This is a genomic window from Chryseobacterium sp. MA9 (assembly GCF_024399315.1).
GTDB lineage: Bacteria > Bacteroidota > Bacteroidia > Flavobacteriales > Weeksellaceae > Chryseobacterium.
This window is the reverse complement of the sequence record NZ_CP075170.1, coordinates 661,569-684,372: the sequence shown is the minus strand read 5'-3', so window position 1 is coordinate 684,372 and position 22,804 is coordinate 661,569. Positions and strand designations below refer to the sequence as shown.

Genomic DNA, 22,804 nt, shown 5'->3' with positions numbered 1-22,804 from the left:
ATAAAACAATGTCAAAGACAGCATATATAGTAAAAGGTTTCAGAACTGCCGTTGGAAAAGCTCCAAAAGGAAGTTTAAGATTTACACGACCTGATGTCATGGCGGCTACCGTTATTGAAAAATTAATGGCTGAGCTACCACAATTAGATAAAAACAGAATTGATGACCTTATCGTAGGAAATGCAATGCCGGAAGCTGAACAAGGGCTGAACGTTGCACGTCTGATCTCTTTGATGGGATTAAATACGGATAAAGTTCCGGGCGTAACCGTCAATAGATATTGTGCTTCAGGAAGTGAGGCCATTGCTATTGCTTCTGCAAAAATTCAGGCTGGAATGGCAGATTGCATCATCGCCGGAGGTACTGAATCGATGTCATACATCCCAATGGGAGGTTACAAACCGGTTCCTGAAACGGATATCGCAAAAACAAACCCGGATTACTACTGGGGAATGGGTTACACTGCTGAAGAAGTAGCAAAACAGTATAATATTACGAGAGAAGAACAGGATCAGTTTGCTTTTGAATCTCACATGAAAGCTTTAAAAGCTAATCAGGAAGGAAAATTTGCCAGCCAGATTGTTCCGATTCCTGTAGAATATAACTTCCTGGATGAAAATCAGAAACTGCAGACTAAAAAGTTTGATTTTTCAGTAGATGAAGGTCCAAGAGCTGATACTTCTTTAGCTGGTTTAGCAAAATTAAGACCTGTATTTGCCAACGGAGGAAGTGTAACTGCCGGAAACTCTTCTCAAATGAGTGACGGAGCTGCTTTCGTAATGGTAATGAGTGAGGAAATGGTAAAAGAATTAGGATTGGAGCCTGAAGCAAGATTAGTTGCTTATGCTGCTGCCGGACTTGAACCTAGAATCATGGGAATGGGACCTATCTACGCTATTCCTAAAGCATTAAAACAAGCAGGATTAGAACTAAAAGATATCGACTTGATCGAACTTAATGAAGCTTTTGCTTCTCAATCCGTTGCCATCAAGAAAGAATTGGGCTTAAATCCTGATATCTTAAACGTAAACGGAGGAGCTATTGCACTTGGACACCCGCTGGGATGTACAGGAACCAAGCTAACAGTTCAACTTCTTGATGAAATGAGAAGAAGAGGTAACAAATACGGAATGGTTTCCATGTGTGTGGGAACAGGACAAGGAGCGGCTTCTATTTTTGAACTACTTTAATTAATTATAGATTTTAAATTATAAATTTTTGATGTGATGGGGTTCAAAGAAGACAGTTTGATCCAAATAAAAACTTTTGATTTTGCCTTAAGAATAATTAAATTTTATACTGAGTGTAAATCTCAAAACGAGTTTATTTTATCAAAACAAATTCTTCGTTCTGGAACTTCCATTGGAGCAAATGTAGAAGAAACTGTAGCTGCTCAATCTAAAAAAGATTTCATATCAAAGCTTTCTATATTGCAAATAAAGAAGCGAGAGAAACAAGATATTGGCTGAAACTTATGATTCTTCCAATCTTGTTCAAATTGAGATCAATTCATATTTAAAAGACATTGAAATGATCATTAATATTTTGACTAAAATCATTAAAACATCATCTGAAAATTTATAACAATAAAATCTAATTTAAAATTTATAATCTAAAATTTAAAATAATAACAAATGAGCAATATACTTAAAGGTGGGGAATTCCTAATCAAACAAATTCCTGCAAACGAAATTTTCAGTGTTGAAGAACTGAACGAAGAGCAAAAAATGCTTCGTGATTCGGCAAAAGAATTCATAGACAGAGAGGTCGTTCCTCAAAGAGAACGTTTCGAAAAGAAAGATTATGCATTCACCGAAGAGACAATGCGCAAATTGGGTGACATGGGATTGTTGGGGATTGCTGTTCCTGAAGAATACGGAGGTCTTGGAATGGGCTTCGTGACCACAATGCTTGCCTGCGATTACATTTCCGGAACTACAGGTTCATTAGCAACAGCTTATGGAGCACATACGGGAATCGGAACTCTTCCTATCGTTCTTTACGGAACTGAAGAGCAGAAGAAAAAATACCTTCCGGATTTAGCAACAGGAGCAAAGTTTGGGGCTTACTGCCTGACAGAGCCGGATGCCGGTTCTGATGCCAACTCAGGAAAAACAAGAGCAAAACTTTCCGAAGACGGAAAACACTATATCATCAATGGCCAGAAAATGTGGATTTCTAATGCAGGATTTGCAGATACATTTACATTATTCGCTAAAATTGATGATGATAAAAATATCACAGGTTTCGTAATCAACAGATCTGAACTTGAAAACCCTGAAAGTCTAACTTTCGGAGAGGAAGAGCACAAATTAGGTATCCGTGCATCTTCTACCCGTCAGGTTTTCTTCAATGATATGAAAATCCCTGTGGAAAATCTTTTAGGAGAAAGAAACAATGGTTTCAAAATCGCTTTAAATGCATTGAACGTAGGCCGTATCAAATTGGCAGCAGCTTGTCTTGATGCACAAAGAAGAATCTTAAACCACTCTATCCAGTACTCTAACGAAAGAAAACAGTTTGGTGTTTCTATTTCTACTTTCGGAGCAATCCGAAAGAAACTGGCTGAAATGGCAACGGGAGTTTTCGTAAGTGAGGCAGGTTCTTACAGAGCAGCTAAAAACGTTCAGGATAAAATAGACGAATTAGTAGCAAGTGGATTAAGCCACCAGGAAGCAGAATTGAAAGGTGTAGAAGAATTCGCTGTAGAATGTTCCATCCTTAAAGTATTCGTTTCTGACCTTGCTCAGCATACAGCAGATGAAGGAATTCAGGTATATGGTGGTATGGGATTCTCTGAAGATACTCCTATGGAAGCAGCATGGAGAGATTCAAGAATTTCAAGAATCTATGAAGGTACCAATGAAATCAACAGATTATTAGCTGTAGGAATGCTTATCAAGCGAGCAATGAAAGGTGAATTAGATCTTTTATCTCCTGCAATGGCAATCAGCAAAGAATTGATGGGTATCCCTTCATTTGAAGTTCCTGATTATTCAGAATTCATGAGTGAGGAAAAAGCAATTATTGCAAATCTTAAGAAAGTATTTCTGATGGTTTCCGGAGCTGCACTTCAGAAATTCATGATGGATATTGAGAAACAGCAGCATTTATTATTGAATGCTTCTGAAATCCTAAACCAGATTTATATGGCAGAATCTGCAGTATTAAGAGCTGAGAAACACTTCTCACCTGAATCTGTAGAAGCAGCGATGGCTCAATTGAACCTTTACAAAGCTGTTGAGAAAATCATCACTGCCGCTAAAGAAGGAATCGTTTCTTTCGCTGAAGGAGATGAACAGAGAATGATGCTTTCCGGATTAAGAAGATTCACGAAGTATACCAACCATCCGAATGTAGTAGCTTTAACTGAAAAAGTGGCGGCTCACTATATCGAAAAAGGAGCTTATTAGGCTTTAATACCATAAATTTGATTCAAAACGCCTCATTTTTGGGGCGTTTTTTATATATTTAAAATATAAACCAAACATAAAATTACAATTATACGTTATCATTATTCTTTAATATCCGGCTGAATGGAAGTTTAAAAAACTTTAAATATCAAAAATTTTTGTTAATTTTATTATAACTAAAAATCATAAAACGCGAAACATAACATGAAGACATTATTTCCCCTATTCCTTATATCTGCTGCTCTGACTGCGCAAAAAAAGGAAAACTTAATTCCTATTCCCAAAACAGATACCCTAAAAATTGTCAGCAAAGGGAAATTTCCCGGATACTTTGCATTGAAATCAGATAAGTCCCAGAAAGGGCTGTATAAAATGCTGATCAAAAAACCCAGCGACACTATGGTATATCTGGCTTTGAAAGAACCCGAAAAGGACTATTCACAATACAAAATTCTAAACGCTATTACGCCTGATAAACTCCAGATAAATCCAAAGAAGCGCGTACCATTCAAATAATACAACACAAATTCAAAAAACTATAAACATGGGAAAATTTATTATCTCTAAAAGAACAAACGGAGACTTTCAGTTTAACCTCAAAGCAGGAAACGGGCAGGTTATTTTAACCAGCCAGGGTTACAGCACAAAACCATCATGCGAAAACGGAATAGGATCTGTAAAGACCTATTCACAGGAAGATTCAAAATTTGAAAGAAATACAGCCAACGACGGCAGATGTTATTTCAATCTTAAGGCAGGAAACGGACAAATTATAGGAACTAGCCAGATGTATGAATCCGACAACGGCATGGAAAACGGAATAGAATCTGTAAAAAACAATGCTCCACACGCTCATATAGAGGATGAAACAAATCTTTAAAATGAATTGAAATAATCTTAATAAAAATGTCTTATTTTTTTAAGGCATTTTTTATTTTTGTACTCTATTTTTCATTAGAAATGACAAAAGAAGAATTACTGAATAGAGCAATCAAAATTGCCGACAAAGCCCATAAAGGACAAACCGATAAATATCATGCCCCTTACATAGCCCACGTAATGCGTGTAATGAATTATGGTAAAACACTGGACGAAAAAATCGTTGGAGTACTGCATGATGTAGTAGAAGACCATCCGGAGGAATTCAGTCTGGACTATTTAAGGTCTGAAGGGTTTCCTGAATATATCATTTTCGCCATCAGCTGTCTTACAAAGTTTGATCCGGAAGAAGATTACGATGATTTCATTAAAAGAACAGAAAGATCTCTGCTCTCTGTTGCAGTAAAACTGAATGACCTTCGTGACAATATGGATCTTAGAAGAGTAAACAGAGAGCTCACACCTAAGGATATTAAAAGATTCAACAAATATCTGAAAGCCTATCGCTATCTGATAGAGAAATATTAATAAAAAACACATGACTAATAACCTACCTAAAATTTCATCAGCTTATCAATCCAAGCTGGTATCTGCTATTGTATCTATTTCGGTTTTTTTCCTGATCTATCTGATACTTATACTCGCCTCTCTCCTGATGATCTTCTTATTAGGATACGGGGCAATAAAACTGTTAAGTGTTTCTCTCAATTACTTCACAGTTTTTGGTGCAGCAGGATTATTAAGTGTTGGAGTTTTTGTGTTTATATTTCTTGTTAAATTCATTTTTAAAAAGACGCATTACAGCACCCGCCACCTGATAGAAGTCAACAGATCCCACCAGCCTGCACTGTTTGCCATTATTGATGAAATCATAGCTGAAACCAAAGTAAAAGCACCACAAAAAGTTTTTCTTTCACCCGATGTAAATGCCAGTGTAAGCTATAACTCTGTTTTCTGGAGTATGTTTTTGCCGGTAAAGAAAAATCTGACGATTGGGGTTGGACTTATCAATTCAACCAGTGTAGGAGAATTAAGGACCATTTTAGCCCATGAATTTGGACATTTCTCTCAAAAAAGCATGAAGGTGGGCGGTTATGTGAATCAGGCTGAAAAAATAATTTTTGAAACGGTTTACAATAATAAAGAGTATGAAAACTTCATATTGGAATTTTCGGGAGGCAATGCTGTTTTTAAAATTTTTGGTCTGATATCAGTCAGTTTCATCAATGCATTCCAATCTGTTCTTAAAAGTATCTCAAACTTTCTTTTCAAAAATCATGCTTCTCTCCAGAGAGAAATGGAATACCATGCTGATGCAATTTCAACCTTCATTACCAATCCTGAAGAGCAGGCTTCATCTTTATTAAGGCTGGAATTAAGTGATGCAGCTTTTAATTATTCTTTTAATTTTTATGTTGAAAGCCGGCAAAAATATCTTCCAAAGGATATTTATAAGAACCAGATTTCTTTAATGAAAATTTTATGTGAAAGAAATAATCATCCTTATGTAAACGGACTTCCTAAAATAGATGCCGAAGATCTTACCCGATATAATAAATCCAGAATAGAAATTGAAGATCAATGGACTTCACATCCCGATATCCTAAAAAGAATTGAAAGGATTAAAACAAACGAAACAAGGAATACAGCTGCAGACCACAGATATGCAAAAGAAATCATCAGTGGTTTTGATAATATCTGCGAAATCATGACCACAAAACTCCTTACTTTACGCTGTGTAAAAAATGTAGGAGAAGTGATAGATGATGAAAACTTTGTAAAACTTTATCTGGATAATATTACCTATCAAACTTTCAGCTCAGATTTTAACGGGTATTACGAAAGACATAATCCTATTGTAGAAAATATTGATTCTGTAATTTCAAGTTCCTTACCTCATCAGTCTTCTGATCTTTTCAGTGACAAAAAAGTATCTTTAATCTACGAGAAATCCGGAATAGAGAGTGATATACAGACTCTGCAGTACCTGGCGTCCTATCCGAAAGAAATAAAAACCTTCAGATTTGATGGCAGTCTATACAAATCAAAAGATGCCGGAACCCTTATTCCTAAATTGGAAAACCAACTGATAAGGGTAAAAGAAGAGCTTCTGGAAAACGATAAAGCAATCTTTCAGCATTATTACCGTATTTCTAATGAGGATCTGAAAAAAGATCTGCTCGCCAAGTATAAAAACCTGGCGGTCATAGATAAAGAATATGATGATTTCCAGAAAAGTCTTAATGAGTTTACCGCATATCTGCAGTTTATGACAGTCACTTTACCCTTTGACGAAATCCGTAAACATAGAGCCAAGCTATTAAAAGCAGAAGAACCCTTTAAGCAAAAAACCAGAGAACTTCTTGAAAACTCAGCTTATAGGGAAGCCTTAACCGATGAAGATAAAACCCTTTTTCAGGAATTTGTAGATTCTGAATATATTTACTTCAACAAAGACAAATATCTTGAGCATGAGGTAGGTTCTGTATCTTCACTGATTGAAAAATATAGGGCATTACTCAATGATCACTATTTTAATTCTAAGCTGGATTTATTAAATTTTCAATCAAGTTTAAATAAGAATTAATCCGCACCAGGGAAATCGTAGGTTTTCGTGTGATGATCTGTTCCATCTATATTGATGTTTAAAGCAAGGTAGATAAAATGTAAATTTTTATTCCCTTTCGCTTCAAATTCACGCTGCCAAAGATATCCGCTCACGATTCCAAAATAATCATCAATCTGATAGCCGAAACCACCATAAACTCTGTTTCTGGCAAAACTAGGCTTCATCGGGCTTACAAAGAAGACTTCATCATATGCATTAGCGAAGACAGTTCCTTTCTTAATGGTTTTGGAATTTAAAGGAACACTTACATTCAGACGATATCTGTAACGCATTCTCTGGGAAGTAAGATCTGTTTTGGGCTCATAGAACCAGCTTTTTTCAACACGAAAACGGTTTTCAAACTTTACGATGCCTTTTTTAATATCAATGACATCCTGAAGCCATACTCTGAACTCCTCTCTGCTTAAGCTGTGCTCTTTATAGTTCACATATCTTCCCAATCCTACAAAAGGTTTGTGGTTTTTGGTAAGATTATACCCTAGCCCTCCTTTTATCTCATAATAATCAGGGTAGGTATAATCTTCGTTGCCACGCATCTGTCCTTCTGCATAAAGGAAAAATTTCGGATGAAACTTATAGGTCAGAGTCACTGCATTGAAGCTGGAAATGTGTTCCTGTGCTTTAAAAAAAGAAATTCCAAGTAGTAAACCTAGGCCTATAAGACGTTTCATAAAAAATTTTTGCAAATGTATATTTTTTAACAATTTGTTAATATTAACTTTCATTAATATTGAATTAACACCTACTTAATATTAATTGTATAAGAAAACCCAATGTGGAACCACCTTTGCGGCATTGCCACTCCAAACGCTTCCGTATAGTTTGTATTGGTAATATTGTTAATCAAAACATAAACTGAGTAGTCTTTTTTAGCAAAACTCAACTTTTCATCAACAAGATTATAAGTTCCCAGATTCACTCTTTCGTTGTAACGGTAAACAAGCTCATTGGTAAAGTTTTTCAGGAATTTCACCTCTAATTTGGAAATAAACTGATGTCTCAGATTGTCCAGAATATATCTTGAAACCAAACCATTTTTTTCTTCATATTGGCTGTCAATATAAGTATATCCAATCGTATACTTTAGCCAGTCTACCGGTCTGTGGCTCCACTCTGCTTCAATCCCTTTAGTTTTGATATCTCCTACATTTTCTGCAAACCAGACTTTGTCTTTCAGGTCATTTTTAACCCAATCAATAGAATTGCTGGAATTTCTTAAAAATCCGCTTATTTTAGCTAAAATCCTGTTGTTCTGATATTGATATCCAACTTCTGATGATACTGCATTTTCAGGCTGTAAATCAGGATTTCCCTGTTCCGTTCTACTGACATAATAAAGTTCGGTAAAGGTTGGTATACGGTGTACTTTCGCAATATTTCCGTAGATTTTATTATTAGGATTAAAGTTATAGCCGACATCCAGCCCAGGATAAAAGAAATTCCCTTCTTTAGAATAGTTGGCCCAGGAGATCCCCGGACTGATGTTAAGTTTCTTATCCAGTAATGAAAAATGATGTTCAAAGAAAACCTGAGATACAAAGCGGTTTCTGTCACCCAGATTACTGCTCGCCAGAAATTCTTTTCTAAGCTCTACCCCAATTCCGGTTGTTCCCAATCCCCACTGGTAGCTGGAATTCACTTCGCCACCTACATTATTTCCAATGTGCATATTTCTGTAAAAATCCGGATCCCATCTGTCATAAAGATACATATCCTGCCCTCTTCTCCAGTATACATTTGAATTAAGTTTCAGCTTTCCAAAAGTCTGCTGATGTGCTACACTTACAATAGAAGCCTGTGTTTCCTCATATTGTTTTGTTGCAGTGCTGGAAGCATAAAAACCATTGGCCCCGAATTTCTTTTCCGAAAAACCAGCCTGTACTCTCACATCTCCATTTTTGATATTCAGTTTTCCCTGATAAAAGACATTCCTGATCTCATAATCAGTATTAAACATATATCCTTCCGAAGAAGCAGAATTGGCCTGAAGAGAGTTGGTAAACTTTTCATTTCCTATCTGAGCATTGAATCCAAGACCGTAAGTACTGAAATCTCCTCCATCCGCACTGATTTTCACTTTTTTTCCAGGAACAGCTTTGGTAATAATATTAATAACACCGGCATAAGCATTCTGTCCAAAACGTCTGGCAGCCGGCCCTTTTATGATTTCTATTCTTTCTACGTCATCAAGATCCACCGGGATATTCATATTATTATGTCCGGTCTGGGAGTCATTCATCCTGATTCCGTTCAGAAGCAGAAGAACCTGCTCAAAAGAACTTCCCCGGAAACCAATATCACTCTGCACCCCATTGGCACCTCTCCTTCTGATGTCCATTCCTGGCACCTGCTGAAGGATTTCATCGATACTTTTAGCAGGAGAATTTACAATATCTTCTCTGCTGATAACGCTGATATTCTGATTGGCACTTTTATAAGGTGTAGAGATAAATTTTCCCTGAAATTCAATGCTTTCAATATCTGTTGTCTTCTCCTGTGCATTTACCCAAAGTAAAGATCCCAGAAAAAAAGCACTTCCTATCTTTTTGATCATAATCGTTTCCGTAGTTTTTTATAACAGATCCCAAAAGTAAGGGAGTTCACCAAGACAGACAAATGATAGTTGTCATAAAAAAAGATGCAGCGTAATGCTGCATCTTTGTGAGGGAGTAATTCTATCTTTTCTTCATTAAATGTGTAACCAGATCTCTGAATAATTTTCTCATTTCTATATTACATATTTAAGAGTACAATTTTAAATAATTTTAAAACACAAAACAATAGTTCAATAAAAAAATATAACATAATTTCTAAAACTATATTGAATACTGTAAAATAAACAACAAAACAAGAATAAATCACAAAACCTACTTCATTTTATTATTTTCCAATGATTATATTTCAATTTTACCCTCCTAATTTACTGCTTATGATAATAATTTTTAACAATAAGATATGCATAAAATTTCCAGTAAAAATTCGTAATTTTGTGGGTCTTAATTTTTATGATGAAACTATTCTTTTCAACTGTATTTTGAAACTGTATTTTTTAATAAAATAATGTTACAGTGATCAGATAGATTCGGGATTCAATTGATGACAGCCCTGAAATATTCAGTGGCAAAACACCATTATACTGGCGGCCTTAATGCTGTACAGTCACCTTTATGAATAAACAAAATATGGCTAATACAACAGAAATAGACATAAAAAAACAGATCTTCGTTAAGAATGCACATCTTAACAATCTGAAACATATAGATGTCCTGATCCCGAAGAATAAACTGATTGTTATTACAGGAGTTTCAGGAAGCGGGAAGTCATCTTTGGCCTTTGATACCATTTATGCTGAAGGGCAAAGAAGGTATGTTGAAAGTTTAAGTTCTTATGCGCGTCAGTTTTTGGGAAAATTAGAAAAGCCAAAAGTAGATGATATCAAAGGACTTGCGCCGTCTATTGCAATCCAGCAGAAAGTAATTTCTTCCAATCCGCGTTCTACTGTAGGAACATCTACGGAGATCTACGATTATATGAAGCTTCTTTTTGCCAGAATCGGGAAAACCTTTTCTCCTGTTTCGGGAGAAGAAGTAAAAAAAGATTCGGTTTCTGATGTGGTAGATTTTATCAAAGCTTCCAAAAAAGATACTTCTTTTTTATTAACAGCTCCTTTGGAATATGATGCTGACAATTTCAAAGAAACCCTGAATATTTTGAAACTGGCAGGTTTCACAAGACTTGAAATCAACGGAAACTTAGCAGGAATTGAAGATCTGGAAAGCTTTGGATTTACCCCTGAAAAAGGAATGACGATCAATCTCGTTATTGACCGTTTCTCCTATGAAGAAGACGAAAGCTTTTTACAAAGACTTGCAGACTCTATTCAGATGGCATTTTATGAAGGACGCGGCTATTGTTCGTTAAAAAATACAGATACTGAAAAAGTAAAAGAATTCTCCAATAAGTTTGAACTGGACGGAATGGAGTTTCTTGAACCGAATGTTCATTTTTTCAGCTTTAATAACCCATATGGAGCATGTCCTGCATGTGAAGGATACGGAAAAGTAATCGGAATAGATGAAGATCTTGTAGTTCCCAATAAAACATTATCCATCTACGAAGATGCCGTTGTAAGCTGGAGAGGTGAAACCATGAGTGAGTGGAAAAAAGACTTCATCAAAAAAGCAGGAGACTTCCCTATTCATAAACCATATCACCAATTAACAAAAGAACAGAAAAACTTCCTTTGGAAAGGTGACGGAAAAAGCAGTTTCCCATCCATCAATAATTTCTTCAAAATGCTTGAAGAAAACCTTTATAAAATCCAATACAGAGTAATGCTTTCCCGCTACAGAGGAAAAACACTTTGTCCTACGTGTGAAGGATTGAGGCTTCGTGAAGAAACCAGCTGGGTAAAAGTAGACGGGCACAATATCCAGTCGATGATTGAACTTCCTTTGGATGAACTGGCTCCGGTAATCAATGGACTAAAGCTTTCTGATCATGACAAAGAGGTTGCTAAAAGACTGATCTATGAAATCACTACCCGTCTTGAATTTTTATTAAAGGTAGGATTAGGATATTTAACATTAAACAGGACTTCCAATACCCTTTCAGGAGGAGAAAGTCAAAGAATCAACTTAGCAACCAGTTTAGGAAGTTCTTTGGTAGGTTCTATTTATATTCTGGATGAACCTTCTATTGGTCTTCACTCTAAAGACACGGAAAATCTGATTGAAGTATTGAAAAATCTTCGAGACCTTGGAAATACCGTAATTGTAGTAGAACACGATGAAGATGTAATGAGAGCCGCTGATTATATTATTGATATTGGCCCTGAAGCAGGTTACCTTGGTGGCGAACTGGTATTTGCCGGAGATTATAAAGATCTGAAAAAAGCAAACACTCTTACTTCAGAATACCTTACCGGAAGGCTGGAAATTGAGGTTCCGAAGAAACGAAGAAAAGGAAAAGAATGGATTCACATTAAAGGAGCCCGTCAGAATAACCTTAAAAATATAGATGTAGATGTTCCGTTGGAAAGCCTGGTTGTAATTTCCGGAGTTTCAGGAAGCGGAAAATCTACTTTGATGAAAGAAATCCTTACGAATGACATTCAGATTCAACTTGGAATGGGTGGTAAAAAAGGAGACTATGATTCTGTAGAATTCCCAAAAAAACTGATCAAAAATATTGAACTTATTGATCAGAACCCGATTGGAAAATCATCCCGTTCAAACCCGGTAACCTATTTGAAAGCTTATGACGACATCCGTGATCTTTTTGCCAAGCAGAAAGTAGCGAAAATGATGGGGTATAAACCTAAACATTTCTCTTTTAACGTAGATGGCGGAAGATGTGATGAATGTAAAGGAGAAGGAGTTATCAATGTTTCTATGCAGTTTATGGCTGACATTGAGCTTGAATGCGAGGTTTGTAAAGGAACACGATTCAAAAATGAGATCCTTGAAGTAAAATTTGACGAGAAAAACATTTCGGATATCCTTCATATGACCGTAAATGAAGCCCTGGAATTCTTTAAAGACAATAATGAAGAGAAGATTGTAACGAAACTGAGACCTCTTCAGGAAGTTGGTTTAGGATATCTGCAGCTTGGACAAAGCTCTTCTACGCTTTCCGGTGGTGAGGCACAGCGTGTGAAACTGGCTTCATTTCTTGTAAAAGGGGTAACAACGGATAAAACCTTATTTATCTTTGATGAACCTTCCACAGGACTTCACTTCCATGATATTCAGAAGCTATTGAAATCACTGCAGGCATTGATTGATCTTGGACATTCGGTGATTGTTATTGAGCACCAGCCTGATATCATCAAAAGTGCCGATTACATTATTGATATCGGTCCGGAAGCAGGAAAACATGGCGGAGAAGTTGTATTTGCAGGAACACCTGAAGATCTGACAAAAAATAAAAAATCTCACACAGCAAAATACATCAAGGAAAAACTTGAACAATAAATTAAAAGCGACTGTTTCTGACGGTCGCTTTTTTTATATGGATTTAAAATAATGGCTGGTAACATTTTCGGCACTTATTTTTGAGATAGATTCTTTACCTTTATAGTATCATTTTCAAAATTATTTTTATGCCCTGGAATCCCGAACTATACGACCAATACAAAGATGTACGCTACAAACCCTTTTACGATTTAGCAGCATTAATCAAGCCTGAAAGCAATATAAAAGCTATTGACTTAGGCTGCGGTACCGGAGAACAAACTTCTATCTTAACAGAAAAACTAACAGGTTCTACATTTTTAGGAATTGATTCATCAGCAGAAATGCTTGAAGAATCGAAGAAGTATGAAAATGAAAATCTACATTTTAAACTTCAGACCATTGAAGAAACAGCCAAGTCTGATCAGAAATGGGATCTTGTCTTTAGTAACGCCGCTTTACAATGGGCTGATGATCACGAAGCTTTATTTCCTAAAATCATTGGACTGCTATCCCCCGGAGGTCAGTTAGCTATTCAGATGCCCGTTCAGAAAGAAAATATCCTGAATCAGATTCTAACGGAAATGGCAGATGAAGAGCCTTATGTATCACAGTTAAATCATTTCAACCGTGATTCGCCAGTACTTTCAATGGATGATTATGCACAGATACTATTTGATAACGGAATTCAGGATATAGAAATATTTCAGAAGGTATATCCTATCATTGCCGATGATCACGAGGCCTTATATGCATTCATTTCAGGAACTGCACTATTGCCCTATCTGGAACGTTTGGAAGGAGATCAAAAAGAAGGTTTCATTACTGAATTTAAATCACGCATAGCACAAAGGTTTACAAAATACCCGGCCATCTATGCATTTAAACGCATCCTGATGTATGGACATAAACAATAAAGATCTTTATACTAATTAAAAGAAGCTGTCACAATATTGTGGCAGCCTCTTCTTTACATATTCTTTACTCTTTCAGATTATACAAAAACGGACTCTTCCTTATATATTCAGAATCCTCGATCTGAGAAGCTAAAAATTCCGCCAGATCTGCAGCACTGATACCTTCACCTTTACAGTCTGTAAGGCTTGTTTCCTTTGGGAAATTTTCTTCTGTAAGATGAATTAGTGGTAATCTTACTAAAGTCCAGTTGAGGTGGCTTTCAAAAAGAAGTTCATACTCTTTTTGTTTGTCAGCTGTTGTCTCAGGATAGTTCTGATACATCCAGTCTGTAGCCATTTTTACCCTTTCATTTTTATGATCTGCTGATGTATTTACACTCAAACCAGTAGTTACAATATACCGGCTGACTCCATAATGATTCATCGCCCGGATAATATTTTCCGCAGCATCACTGAATATAGATTTCTCTCCTTTTGGCTGCCCCAAAGTGCTCATTACAACACCAGTTCCTTCAATCAATGAACGGACAGCTGTTTCATCTCTTACATCTCCTTTTACCACTTCAATTAAGGAATTTTGAATAGTAAAATTTTCAGGATGTCTTATTAAAAGTTTAAGGGAGTATCCTTTTTTCAAAAGGTTTTGTATCAGATACTGTCCGGATTTTCCTGTTCCGCCGATAACGGCAATTTTATAAGTATTCATAATGATTTTTTTAATATTAAATATCAATAATCAACGGCAGATTAACCGCTAATGACCGTTGATACTACAATTGACATATTGCCTTTGCTTTTTAGATATGATATAATAAATGTATTGGGCTCAGAAATTGAACCTAAGATTTTCAGGTTAAAAATATACCTGAATAATAGTAATATGTATTACGAGATTTTAATGGATTAAAGTTACCTATTTTTCATCATTAAAAAATCAAAAAATTTATGATTTTGACAACATTTATTAAAAGAGAAAGTTTTTAACTTTGATAACATTCTTACTATCAATATATTCCGAAAAATACACTTACACCAAAATAAAATAGTAATATGGAACCATTTACAGTAAACATTCCCGAATCGGTTATAACCGATCTGAAAAACCGTCTGCAAAATGCCCGCTGGCCCGGAGAGTCCGAAAATTCCGGATGGAACTACGGCACAAGCGAAACTTATCTGAAAGAACTTACCCAGTATTGGATCAACGATTACGACTGGAGAATGCATGAGCACCAGCTGAATCAACATCCTCAGTATACAACCCGCATAAACGGAGTTTTGATTCATTTTCAATACATTAGAGGAAAAGGCTCAAATCCAAAACCGCTGATCCTTACTCATGGCTGGCCAGACAGCTATTACCGTTTTCATAAAATTATCCCTTTGCTAACAGAAGGTGAACAGAGTTTTGATCTGATTATCCCTTCTATTCCTGGATTTGGCTTTTCTGACAAAACAGCGGTCAGCAGTGAAAGAGTCGCTGATCTTTGGAAAAAACTGATGACCGAAGTACTTGGATATGGAAAATTTTGTGCTGCCGGAGGAGATATTGGTATGAGCGTTGTAAAATCATTAACTTCAAAGTATCCTGAAGTACTGGAAGCCGTTCATCTTACAGATGTAGGATATCCTACTGGTCAGGAAGATCCAGCAACAATGAGAGAAGATGAGCAGGCATTCGCTCAGTTTGTACAGCGATGGTGGTACAGTGAAGGAGCTTATGCAATGGTACAGTCTACCAAACCTCAGTCTCTTGCTTATGGACTGAACGACTCTCCTATCGGACTTGCAGGCTGGATTATAAGCTTTATCAACGCCGGATCGCCACCGGAATTAATAGAAACTGCTTTTGGAGGAAAAGATGAAATCCTCACCAATATTATGATTTACTGGGTAACCCAAACAATAGGATCTTCTGCCAGAATGTACAAAGAAGACGCTGCTGCTTTATGGAGCGGAACTCACGTTCATCAAAAAAGCAATGTTCCGGCCGGAGTGCTTGTATTTCCCCGTGAAGCTCAGTTTCCCAAAGAATGGGCAGAACGTTTCGTGAATGTGACCAGCTTTAAAAAGATGAGTGAAGGAGGTCATTTTGCTGCACTGGAATTACCTCATATATTTGCAGATGAACTAAGATCATTCTTTTATTCTGTTAAATAAAACAATCCATGAAGTACTCCTTTTCTATTCTTTTTGCTATTCTTCTTTTTATAACCAGTTGTGCTGTACAAAATAGAAATAATCAAAGTCATGATTATGAAGTAAAACTGGATACGTTAACTATGTTTAACCAAAGCAGAAACCGTAAGATTCCTGTTGCCTTTTATTATCCAAAAACTGATAAAAAGATTCCCGGCCAGCAGATTGTCATCTTCAATCATGGGTATGGTTTCAATAAAGGCGGAGATTATTTTGTGTATTCTTATTTAACGGAAAAACTGGCTTCAAAAGGTTATTTTACGGTAAGTATTCAACATGAGCTGACGACAGACAGCCCTTTACCAACAGAAGGAAATTTACAGTTGGTAAGAAGGCCTTTCTGGCAAAATGGTTCGGATAACATTCTGTTTGTAATTAATGAACTTAAAAAGACAAAACCGGAACTGGATTATAAACATCTGACATTAATAGGACATTCCAATGGCGGTGATATGGCGGCGTTATTCAGTAATCAGCACCCTAATCTGGTGTATAAACTGATTACAATGGATAACCGGAGAATGTTCCTGCCGAGAACTTCAATTCCTAAAATTTATACTTTACGTTCTAACGATTATCCTGCTGATGAAGGAGTACTACCAAGCGAAACAGAGCAAAAAAAGTATTCTATGACAGTACAAACAACCTCCATTAACCATGGTCATATGGACAATAAAGGCAGTGATGAAGAGAAAAAAATCTTAAATGATTTTGTTTTAAAATACCTTTCTGAACAATCATTATAAGTCTAAAATTTGTTAATCCTTCTAAACCATTACTAAAATTTGTTAACAGAGTGTAAATTTGTTGACAAGTTCTTTATTTTAGCCAAAATTAATAACTATGAAAAAATTGACCTACACTATTATAGCAGCATTTCTGTTCTGCTCAGTGGAAGCTCAAATACAAAATGCTGGTTTTGAAAACATGACAGATGGCTTACCCAATCACTGGAATATTAAAAAAACAGATTCATACGAAGGAAAAATAGATTACACTCAATACTTCGGAGGAAAAGCCTCGATGCAGCTTATAGGAAAGTCTGATGATACCAAAAACTTTCAATCTTTTTCCCAAAAAGTTCCTCTAGACATTCAGCAATTAGAGAAAATAGAAATCAGTGCTTATGTAAAATCTGAGAATACTAATGGAACAATCAATCTATGGACTCAGGTAAAAGATGAAAATGGTAAAATGATTGACTTCGGAAACTCAGAATCACAGCGAAAGTCCATTGCTGTGAACAAAGACTGGACAAAATATTCTTTGATTTTCACTGTTGATAAAAATGTAAAAAGCCTGCTTCTTGGTGGGGTATTTACAGGGAACGGAACAGTTTGGTTTGATCATTTTGAGCTCAATAAAATTGCGTTTTCAAAAGAGGAGCCTTCAAAAGCTTCTGCAAAATACATTCAGGAGTTTAAAGATATTGTGAAAAAGAATTCTATTTTTTCAGATAAATTAGATTGGAAGAATATTGATACCAATCTGAATTATCTCTCAAAAGGAATGAAAACAGTTGATGATACAGATACCGCTTTAAATTATATCATCAAAAGCCTGAGAGAGGCTGGTGATAATCATTCTTTCATTGATGGCAAAGAACGTACAGAGAAGCAAAAAATTGCCAATACTAATGATGCAAGGCCTGATTCCAGACTGATCGATCAAAACATCGGATATGTTTCAGTTCCCGGTTTTGCTTCTTTAAATACAGAAGTTGGGGATGCTTTTGCCTTACAGATTCATAATATGATTAAAAAGCTGGACTCTGAAAATACGATTAAAGGCTGGATTGTAGACCTGAGAACCAACACCGGAGGAAATATGTACCCTATGATCAGTGGACTTGGCAGCCTTATAGGTGAAGGAACACTGGGGTATTTTGTCTACAATGGTAAAAAGAGTCCATGGATCTATAAAAACAGAAAGTTTGGTCCGCATAAAATTGAGGAACCCTATGAGCTTAAGAGCGGTCAGTCAAAAATAGCAGTGCTGATTGGTCCAAGTACAGCAAGCTCCGGAGAAGCTACTACCATTGCTTTTATTGGGAAGAACAATGTAAAATTAATTGGACAGCCTTCAGCAGGATATACTTCAGCAAACAGACCTTATCCTTTAAGTGATGGTAAAAGCCTTGCCCTGGCTACTTCTTACGAAATGGACCGTAATGAAAAAGTCTATTACGGAAAGATAGATCCGGACATTCCTGTAGAACCGAAAGAAGGACAGGATATGGATATTGAGGCAGCAAAAACCTGGATTTTAAACTAGCTGCAAAGTTATCCACAACAAATTGTGGATAACTTGTGAATTTTAACATTAAATTCATATTTCGTATTAAAATTATTACTACATTTACTATGTAATAAAAATCGAAGTGGAAACTTTATTTGCTTTTCTTACTACTATTGAAATTGCAATTAAATTTGAAATAAAAATTTAAGCACAGCATTGTCGGCTGTGCTTTTTATTGTTGTCTAATTAAAAAAATGAGATGTATTTATCTACTGGATCTGCCTCTAAAGGGCAGATTCTTTTATCCTACAGCTCTTTTATAGAAGCATTTTCGTAACTTTACTATATGTCAAAGACACAAAACGGCACAATAAAAAAATTCTCAAACATCTGTGCAATCTGTGGTTAAATCTCCCACGCTTGTATCACATCAAATAGTTTGTAATTTTATTACCCAAACCAGGCCTCATAGTTCAATGGATAGAATAAAAGTTTCCTAAACTTTAGATCCAGGTTCGATCCCTGGTGGGGCTACTTATATATTTAATACTTTCCAAACAAAAAACCTCCTATGCATTAGGAGGTAAAAAAATGTCTCTTTTCAACTAATTTGAATTATTCAATCTTCAAATATAATGCAAACAGGAATTTACGGATATGACTGTAGTCATAACTCTACGGGAAACCATAATGATTGAGTCTGGAATCTAACGGCTTTTTTAGCTAATAAATAATTCCCACCTAACAATGGGGGATTATTTATTTCGTGAAAAACAGATCAGCTTCAGCCTTTCTTCTTCGGATAAGACCATTTAAAACTTTTCCTCCAGCGGTAATGTATCTCGTAGTAAACCAATTTCTGATTTCTAAATCTGCTGCTCTTTTATTGATGAGAGAAAACAGAGTCTCAGATCCTCCGGTATTATAAGCATGAGAAACTAAAGCATCAAACTGATTCTGATTAAGTGCTATTCTCACTTTTGAGTTCACTATCTTTTCATAAGTTGGCAGGACTGCAGCGAATAATTCTACTCCTTTTTCTTTACTGATTGCAGTATCTTTCATGGTTACTTTCTTTCCTCCCGGATAGTAAGTGTTACCATACCCTATTGTCGGAATTCCTGCAGAATCCAGATAAGGCTTAGCGCTGAAGCCTTCAAATGATACAATCAGATTTATTCCTTTTTGTGATGTTTTCATTTATTTCGTTTTTATATTCAGCAAAATTAAAATTGTAAATCCCAAAATCGTGAGGAAAAAACCCTATTTTAATTCTAGCGCTACTATTTCTTCCTTTTAAATACGTTTTCTTTTTTATACGGTCTCACTGAGAAATTTTTGTGCTTATGTGAACATCTGTGTTACCACTGACTTTAATAGCTTGTAAGGTATTCGGTTCTCAATATTGTAAATTTCAATGGACTTTTCAACTTTACTTTCTATTTTTTAGCGGACATTTTGTTGAATTTGCTCAATCTCTGAATTTATTGAGGTTGTAACTTATAGCTTAATATAAAAACAAAAAACCTCCCGAATCATCGGAAGGTTATACTGTAATTTGTCAGAAATATGAAATTTCGATGGGCCAAATATAACAAGTGTTTATATCACAAAATATGATCCAGATCATACTGTTACGGAAAATATCTCATGCATCCAACGGAGGATAAAATTATTAGGTTTATAGTTGCAGTTTTTATTTTTACTTAAAAATATCTGTTACTTTTCATTCATCGTTCAATTTTTATCAAATTAAATTGTACTTTTGTTTTCTATTATGCAAAAATTTCTCAGAGTCTTTTTTGTTTTCTCTTTACTTCTGATATTTATTTCTAATGTCAGCGGCATAACAACGTGTTTTGATCACGCTAATCATGCCAAAAGTAAAGTGATCTATAAAAAAGGTTCCAAAGAAGAGAAAATCCCTACCTTTTCACAGGACGATGAATGTCAGTGTGCGCTTCATATGCATATGAGTAATGTTCTCCTTCCTGAACCTTTGGATATGGATTTTGCCATCGATATTACAAATGACAACGAAATGCCTCAGCCCAAAGCTATTTCATACCGTTGTCTTCTCGACTTCTTCAGCTCACGGGCTCCCCCATCTTCATTTTTCGCAGCAGCATAATTTATACTGCTCTCATTTTTCATATACAGATTTTTTAGTCTGTACTGTTATTCCGTGGATACCTGTGTTTTCACACAATTAAAGATATCCTTTTATTAATGGGCGTTTTCATTGCCCGTACATCCCTGTTCATGACTACCAGTAATTTTAATTATCCGGGAATAATTCTTTGTATTTCCCAAAATTCTGTGAAACTTTTAAGTTTAAGTTTCATTACCGCCTCCTCATTTCTGTATGCTCAGTCCCATCCTGAAGATTCTTTATCTACAGTGGTACAAACGGTTGAAATTATCGGAAGAAAGTCTAAAGATTATACTTCCGACTACTCTTTTGCCGCCACCAAGATTGCTATGAAAAACAAAGATCTGCCTTTAACTCTTAATACGGTTACCAAGGAACTGATCACCGACCGCCAGGCCTTTCAGCTTGGAGATGTTATGAAAAATGTGAACGGAGTCTCTCCTTCCAGTTATTACAACCAATACAATATCCGGGGAATCAGTCAAAATGAAGAGGGACAGATTATCAATGGGATGCGGACCAGACAGTATTATTTTTTACAGCCTATGACTTCCAATATAGAACGTGTGGAAGTTTTCAAAGGTCCTGCAAGCATTACCATGTCCAGTGTAGATCCCGGAGGAACAATTAATATGGTTACCAAAAAACCATTGTCTGCTTCCCGTCACGAGATCAGTTTATCAGGAGGCAGTTTTGATACGTACCGCGTCACCACAGATCTTACAGGCCCTTTAAATAAGAGTAAAACCTTGCTGTACCGTTTTAATGGTGCTTACCAAAATGCTCAGTCGTTCAGGGATCATGTCAAAAACAGCGGTGTTTTAATTTCTCCTTCCATCACATTTGTTCCGAATGAAAAAACATCTGTGAATGTAGAAATGATTTTCAATGATCTTTATGGAAACCTGGACAGAGGGCAGCCTATTTTTGGCGCCGTTGCAGGAAAAACAGATCTGAACAGTACTCCAAGAACATTGAATCTGGGAGCTCCTGATGATTTTTTCAAAACCAGGGAACTGATTATAATGGGAAGTGCTGCCCATCATTTTAACGAAGCTATCAGTTTTAATGCCTCTTATATGAAGCAATACTGGAGAGAAAATCTACAGGAACACCGAACAACCAATTCCTTTGTTCCTGATATGGATAACAAACCGGTTTCCAGCCTCGCGATGATGCAGTTTGTACAAAGAAAGCAAAGTTGGGCAACGGAAAATATTAATGCTTATTTTAATTTTAAATTCAAAACAGGGGCTGTTCAGCATCAGGCTTTAATAGGCTATGACAGTCAAATCTGGGAAAAGCGTAAAGGCGGACAGCAGAATGCCGCAAGAGGTTTTCTATTGAAGAACGGCTCTGTAGCTTCTTCTTACAAACCTGCTAATGCCGCTGATTACCAGACTTTCAATTACAACGGAATACTCATTCCTAAACCCAACGTCACTCCATTTGATCTGAATCCTGGTGCAGAAAATTATCAGGGTAATGATTTTAATACTTTGAATGTCATAACACCCCTGCCTTCTGCTCTTACAACCACACATGCCGCTTATATCCAGCATTTTTTCACATGGAAAAAGTTCAAAATTCTATCAGGAATACGTCAGGAATGGTTTCAGGACATTACCAATTTCAAGGAATCCAATGAGTCTTCATTCCGGAATAATAAACTTCTGTACAGATTCGGGATAACATACAGTCTTACAGATCATATCAATTTTTACGGAACTTATCTTACCGGATTCCAGCCGCAATCCAATACGGTAACATTAATGCCCAATACCTCCAGCCTTACAGGATCTGCTGCCAGATTTAAACCTTTGACATCAGATCTTAAAGAACTGGGAATGAAAGCGCAGCTTTTCGGGAGGGTATCATTGAATATTGCCGTATATGAGATTAACCAAAGAAATATTTTAATCAATGCCAACAATCCTTCCGAACCTGATGAGCTTGTACAGCGAAGAGCCGACCGGAGTCGTGGATTTGAAGCTGAGTTTTCCGGACATATTCTTCCTCAATGGCATATTTACGGAGGTTACAGCTATATTGATGCTAAAATATTGGATGATACGAATCCTGATCTTGTGGGAAAAAGGAAAGAAAATACTTCTAAAAATTCTTTCAATATCTGGACGCGCTACAACTTTTCAACCATAGAGCTGATAAAAGACTTTGGTATTGGAGCGGGAATACTTTATCAGAGTTCAAAAGTGCCGTGGTTTACAAGAAGTTTTGAACTTCCGGCATATGCTACTATAGATGCTGCCTTGTATTATACTCCTGCAAAATCTGTACAGCTGGCTTTTAACCTGAATAATATTGCCAATAAAGCCTACTGGATCGGAGCTCAGAATTACCTCAGGTTGTTTCCGGGAACACCAAGAAACTATTTACTAACCGCTATTTATAAATTTTAAATT

Annotated in this window: 18 protein-coding genes and 1 tRNA gene; 15 read left to right on the top strand and 4 right to left on the bottom strand. The window is 36.2% G+C overall.

The genetic code is table 11. The features are described 5' to 3' along the window. Positions 1-8: 8 nt before the first annotated feature. The 7 genes from KIK00_RS03095 to KIK00_RS03065 all read left to right on the top strand — a co-directional run bounded on the left by KIK00_RS03095 (position 9) and on the right by KIK00_RS03065 (position 6,879). On the top strand, positions 9-1,190 hold the full coding sequence (locus KIK00_RS03095; RefSeq protein ID WP_255815094.1) for an acetyl-CoA C-acyltransferase: 1,182 nt from the start codon (positions 9-11) through the stop codon (positions 1,188-1,190). A gap of 36 nt (positions 1,191-1,226) precedes the next feature. Next, the gene (locus KIK00_RS03090) at positions 1,227-1,469 is read left to right on the top strand and encodes a four helix bundle protein (RefSeq protein ID WP_370647731.1); all 243 of its coding nucleotides are present in this window, start codon (positions 1,227-1,229) and stop codon (positions 1,467-1,469) included. Between the two features lie 165 nt (positions 1,470-1,634). After that, entirely contained in the window at positions 1,635-3,413 is a 1,779-nt protein-coding gene (locus KIK00_RS03085) for an acyl-CoA dehydrogenase family protein (RefSeq protein WP_255815093.1), read from the top strand. A gap of 204 nt (positions 3,414-3,617) precedes the next feature. After that, a complete protein-coding gene (locus KIK00_RS03080; protein WP_255815092.1) occupies positions 3,618-3,929 on the top strand; it encodes a hypothetical protein in 312 nt (103 codons plus the stop codon). Positions 3,930-3,957: 28 nt separating this feature from the next. Beyond that, positions 3,958-4,293: a YegP family protein gene (locus tag KIK00_RS03075; RefSeq protein WP_255815091.1), complete on the top strand. Its 336-nt coding sequence runs from the start codon at positions 3,958-3,960 to the stop codon at positions 4,291-4,293. Between the two features lie 80 nt (positions 4,294-4,373). After that, complete coding sequence (locus KIK00_RS03070; RefSeq protein WP_047375800.1) at positions 4,374-4,820, top strand: phosphohydrolase; 447 nt, start codon at positions 4,374-4,376, stop codon at positions 4,818-4,820. Between the two features lie 10 nt (positions 4,821-4,830). Further along, positions 4,831-6,879, top strand: coding sequence for a M48 family metallopeptidase (locus KIK00_RS03065; RefSeq protein ID WP_255815090.1), 2,049 nt, complete (start codon positions 4,831-4,833; stop codon positions 6,877-6,879). Here KIK00_RS03065 and KIK00_RS03060 read toward each other — a convergent pair. Together KIK00_RS03060 and KIK00_RS03055 are read right to left on the bottom strand one after the other, a co-directional pair. Next, positions 6,876-7,592 (bottom strand): DUF2490 domain-containing protein, encoded by a 717-nt coding sequence (locus KIK00_RS03060; protein WP_255815089.1) that lies wholly within the window; start codon positions 7,590-7,592, stop codon positions 6,876-6,878. The two genes, KIK00_RS03065 and KIK00_RS03060, sit on opposite strands and share 4 nt — an antisense overlap. A 71-nt stretch (positions 7,593-7,663) precedes the next feature. Continuing rightward, on the bottom strand, positions 7,664-9,475 hold the full coding sequence (locus tag KIK00_RS03055) for a TonB-dependent siderophore receptor (protein ID WP_255815088.1): 1,812 nt from the start codon (positions 9,473-9,475) through the stop codon (positions 7,664-7,666). Positions 9,476-10,103: 628 nt separating this feature from the next. Here KIK00_RS03055 and uvrA point away from each other — a divergent pair. Together uvrA and KIK00_RS03045 are read left to right on the top strand one after the other, a co-directional pair. Next, a complete protein-coding gene (gene uvrA / locus KIK00_RS03050) occupies positions 10,104-12,896 on the top strand; it encodes an excinuclease ABC subunit UvrA (protein ID WP_255815087.1) in 2,793 nt (930 codons plus the stop codon). Positions 12,897-13,024: 128 nt separating this feature from the next. Next, positions 13,025-13,792 carry a methyltransferase domain-containing protein gene (locus tag KIK00_RS03045; RefSeq protein WP_255815086.1) on the top strand — a complete coding sequence of 256 codons (768 nt, stop codon included), beginning with the start codon at positions 13,025-13,027 and terminating at the stop codon, positions 13,790-13,792. Positions 13,793-13,856: 64 nt separating this feature from the next. Here KIK00_RS03045 and KIK00_RS03040 read toward each other — a convergent pair whose 3' ends face one another. Next, the gene (locus KIK00_RS03040) at positions 13,857-14,498 is read right to left on the bottom strand and encodes an NAD(P)-dependent oxidoreductase (RefSeq protein WP_255815085.1); all 642 of its coding nucleotides are present in this window, start codon (positions 14,496-14,498) and stop codon (positions 13,857-13,859) included. Between the two features lie 344 nt (positions 14,499-14,842). Here KIK00_RS03040 and KIK00_RS03035 point away from each other — a divergent pair, with 344 nt between their 5' ends. The 4 genes from KIK00_RS03035 to KIK00_RS03020 all read left to right on the top strand — a co-directional run bounded on the left by KIK00_RS03035 (position 14,843) and on the right by KIK00_RS03020 (position 18,763). Further along, positions 14,843-15,952: an epoxide hydrolase family protein gene (locus KIK00_RS03035; protein WP_255815084.1), complete on the top strand. Its 1,110-nt coding sequence runs from the start codon at positions 14,843-14,845 to the stop codon at positions 15,950-15,952. A gap of 8 nt (positions 15,953-15,960) precedes the next feature. Further along, complete coding sequence (locus KIK00_RS03030; RefSeq protein WP_255815083.1) at positions 15,961-16,737, top strand: alpha/beta fold hydrolase; 777 nt, start codon at positions 15,961-15,963, stop codon at positions 16,735-16,737. Between the two features lie 97 nt (positions 16,738-16,834). Continuing rightward, positions 16,835-18,265 carry a S41 family peptidase gene (locus KIK00_RS03025; protein ID WP_255815082.1) on the top strand — a complete coding sequence of 477 codons (1,431 nt, stop codon included), beginning with the start codon at positions 16,835-16,837 and terminating at the stop codon, positions 18,263-18,265. A gap of 426 nt (positions 18,266-18,691) precedes the next feature. Then, positions 18,692-18,763 (top strand) — tRNA-Arg (locus KIK00_RS03020). Positions 18,764-18,988: 225 nt separating this feature from the next. On the opposite strand, the gene KIK00_RS03015 is transcribed toward KIK00_RS03020, so the two are convergent. Next, positions 18,989-19,429 (bottom strand): lysozyme, encoded by a 441-nt coding sequence (locus KIK00_RS03015; protein ID WP_255815081.1) that lies wholly within the window; start codon positions 19,427-19,429, stop codon positions 18,989-18,991. A gap of 577 nt (positions 19,430-20,006) precedes the next feature. On the opposite strand from KIK00_RS03015, the gene KIK00_RS03010 reads away from it, so the two are divergent. Beyond that, the gene (locus KIK00_RS03010; RefSeq protein ID WP_255815080.1) at positions 20,007-20,360 is read left to right on the top strand and encodes a hypothetical protein; all 354 of its coding nucleotides are present in this window, start codon (positions 20,007-20,009) and stop codon (positions 20,358-20,360) included. A gap of 98 nt (positions 20,361-20,458) precedes the next feature. Beyond that, on the top strand, positions 20,459-22,801 hold the full coding sequence (locus KIK00_RS03005) for a TonB-dependent siderophore receptor (RefSeq protein WP_255815079.1): 2,343 nt from the start codon (positions 20,459-20,461) through the stop codon (positions 22,799-22,801). Positions 22,802-22,804 lie beyond the last annotated feature (3 nt).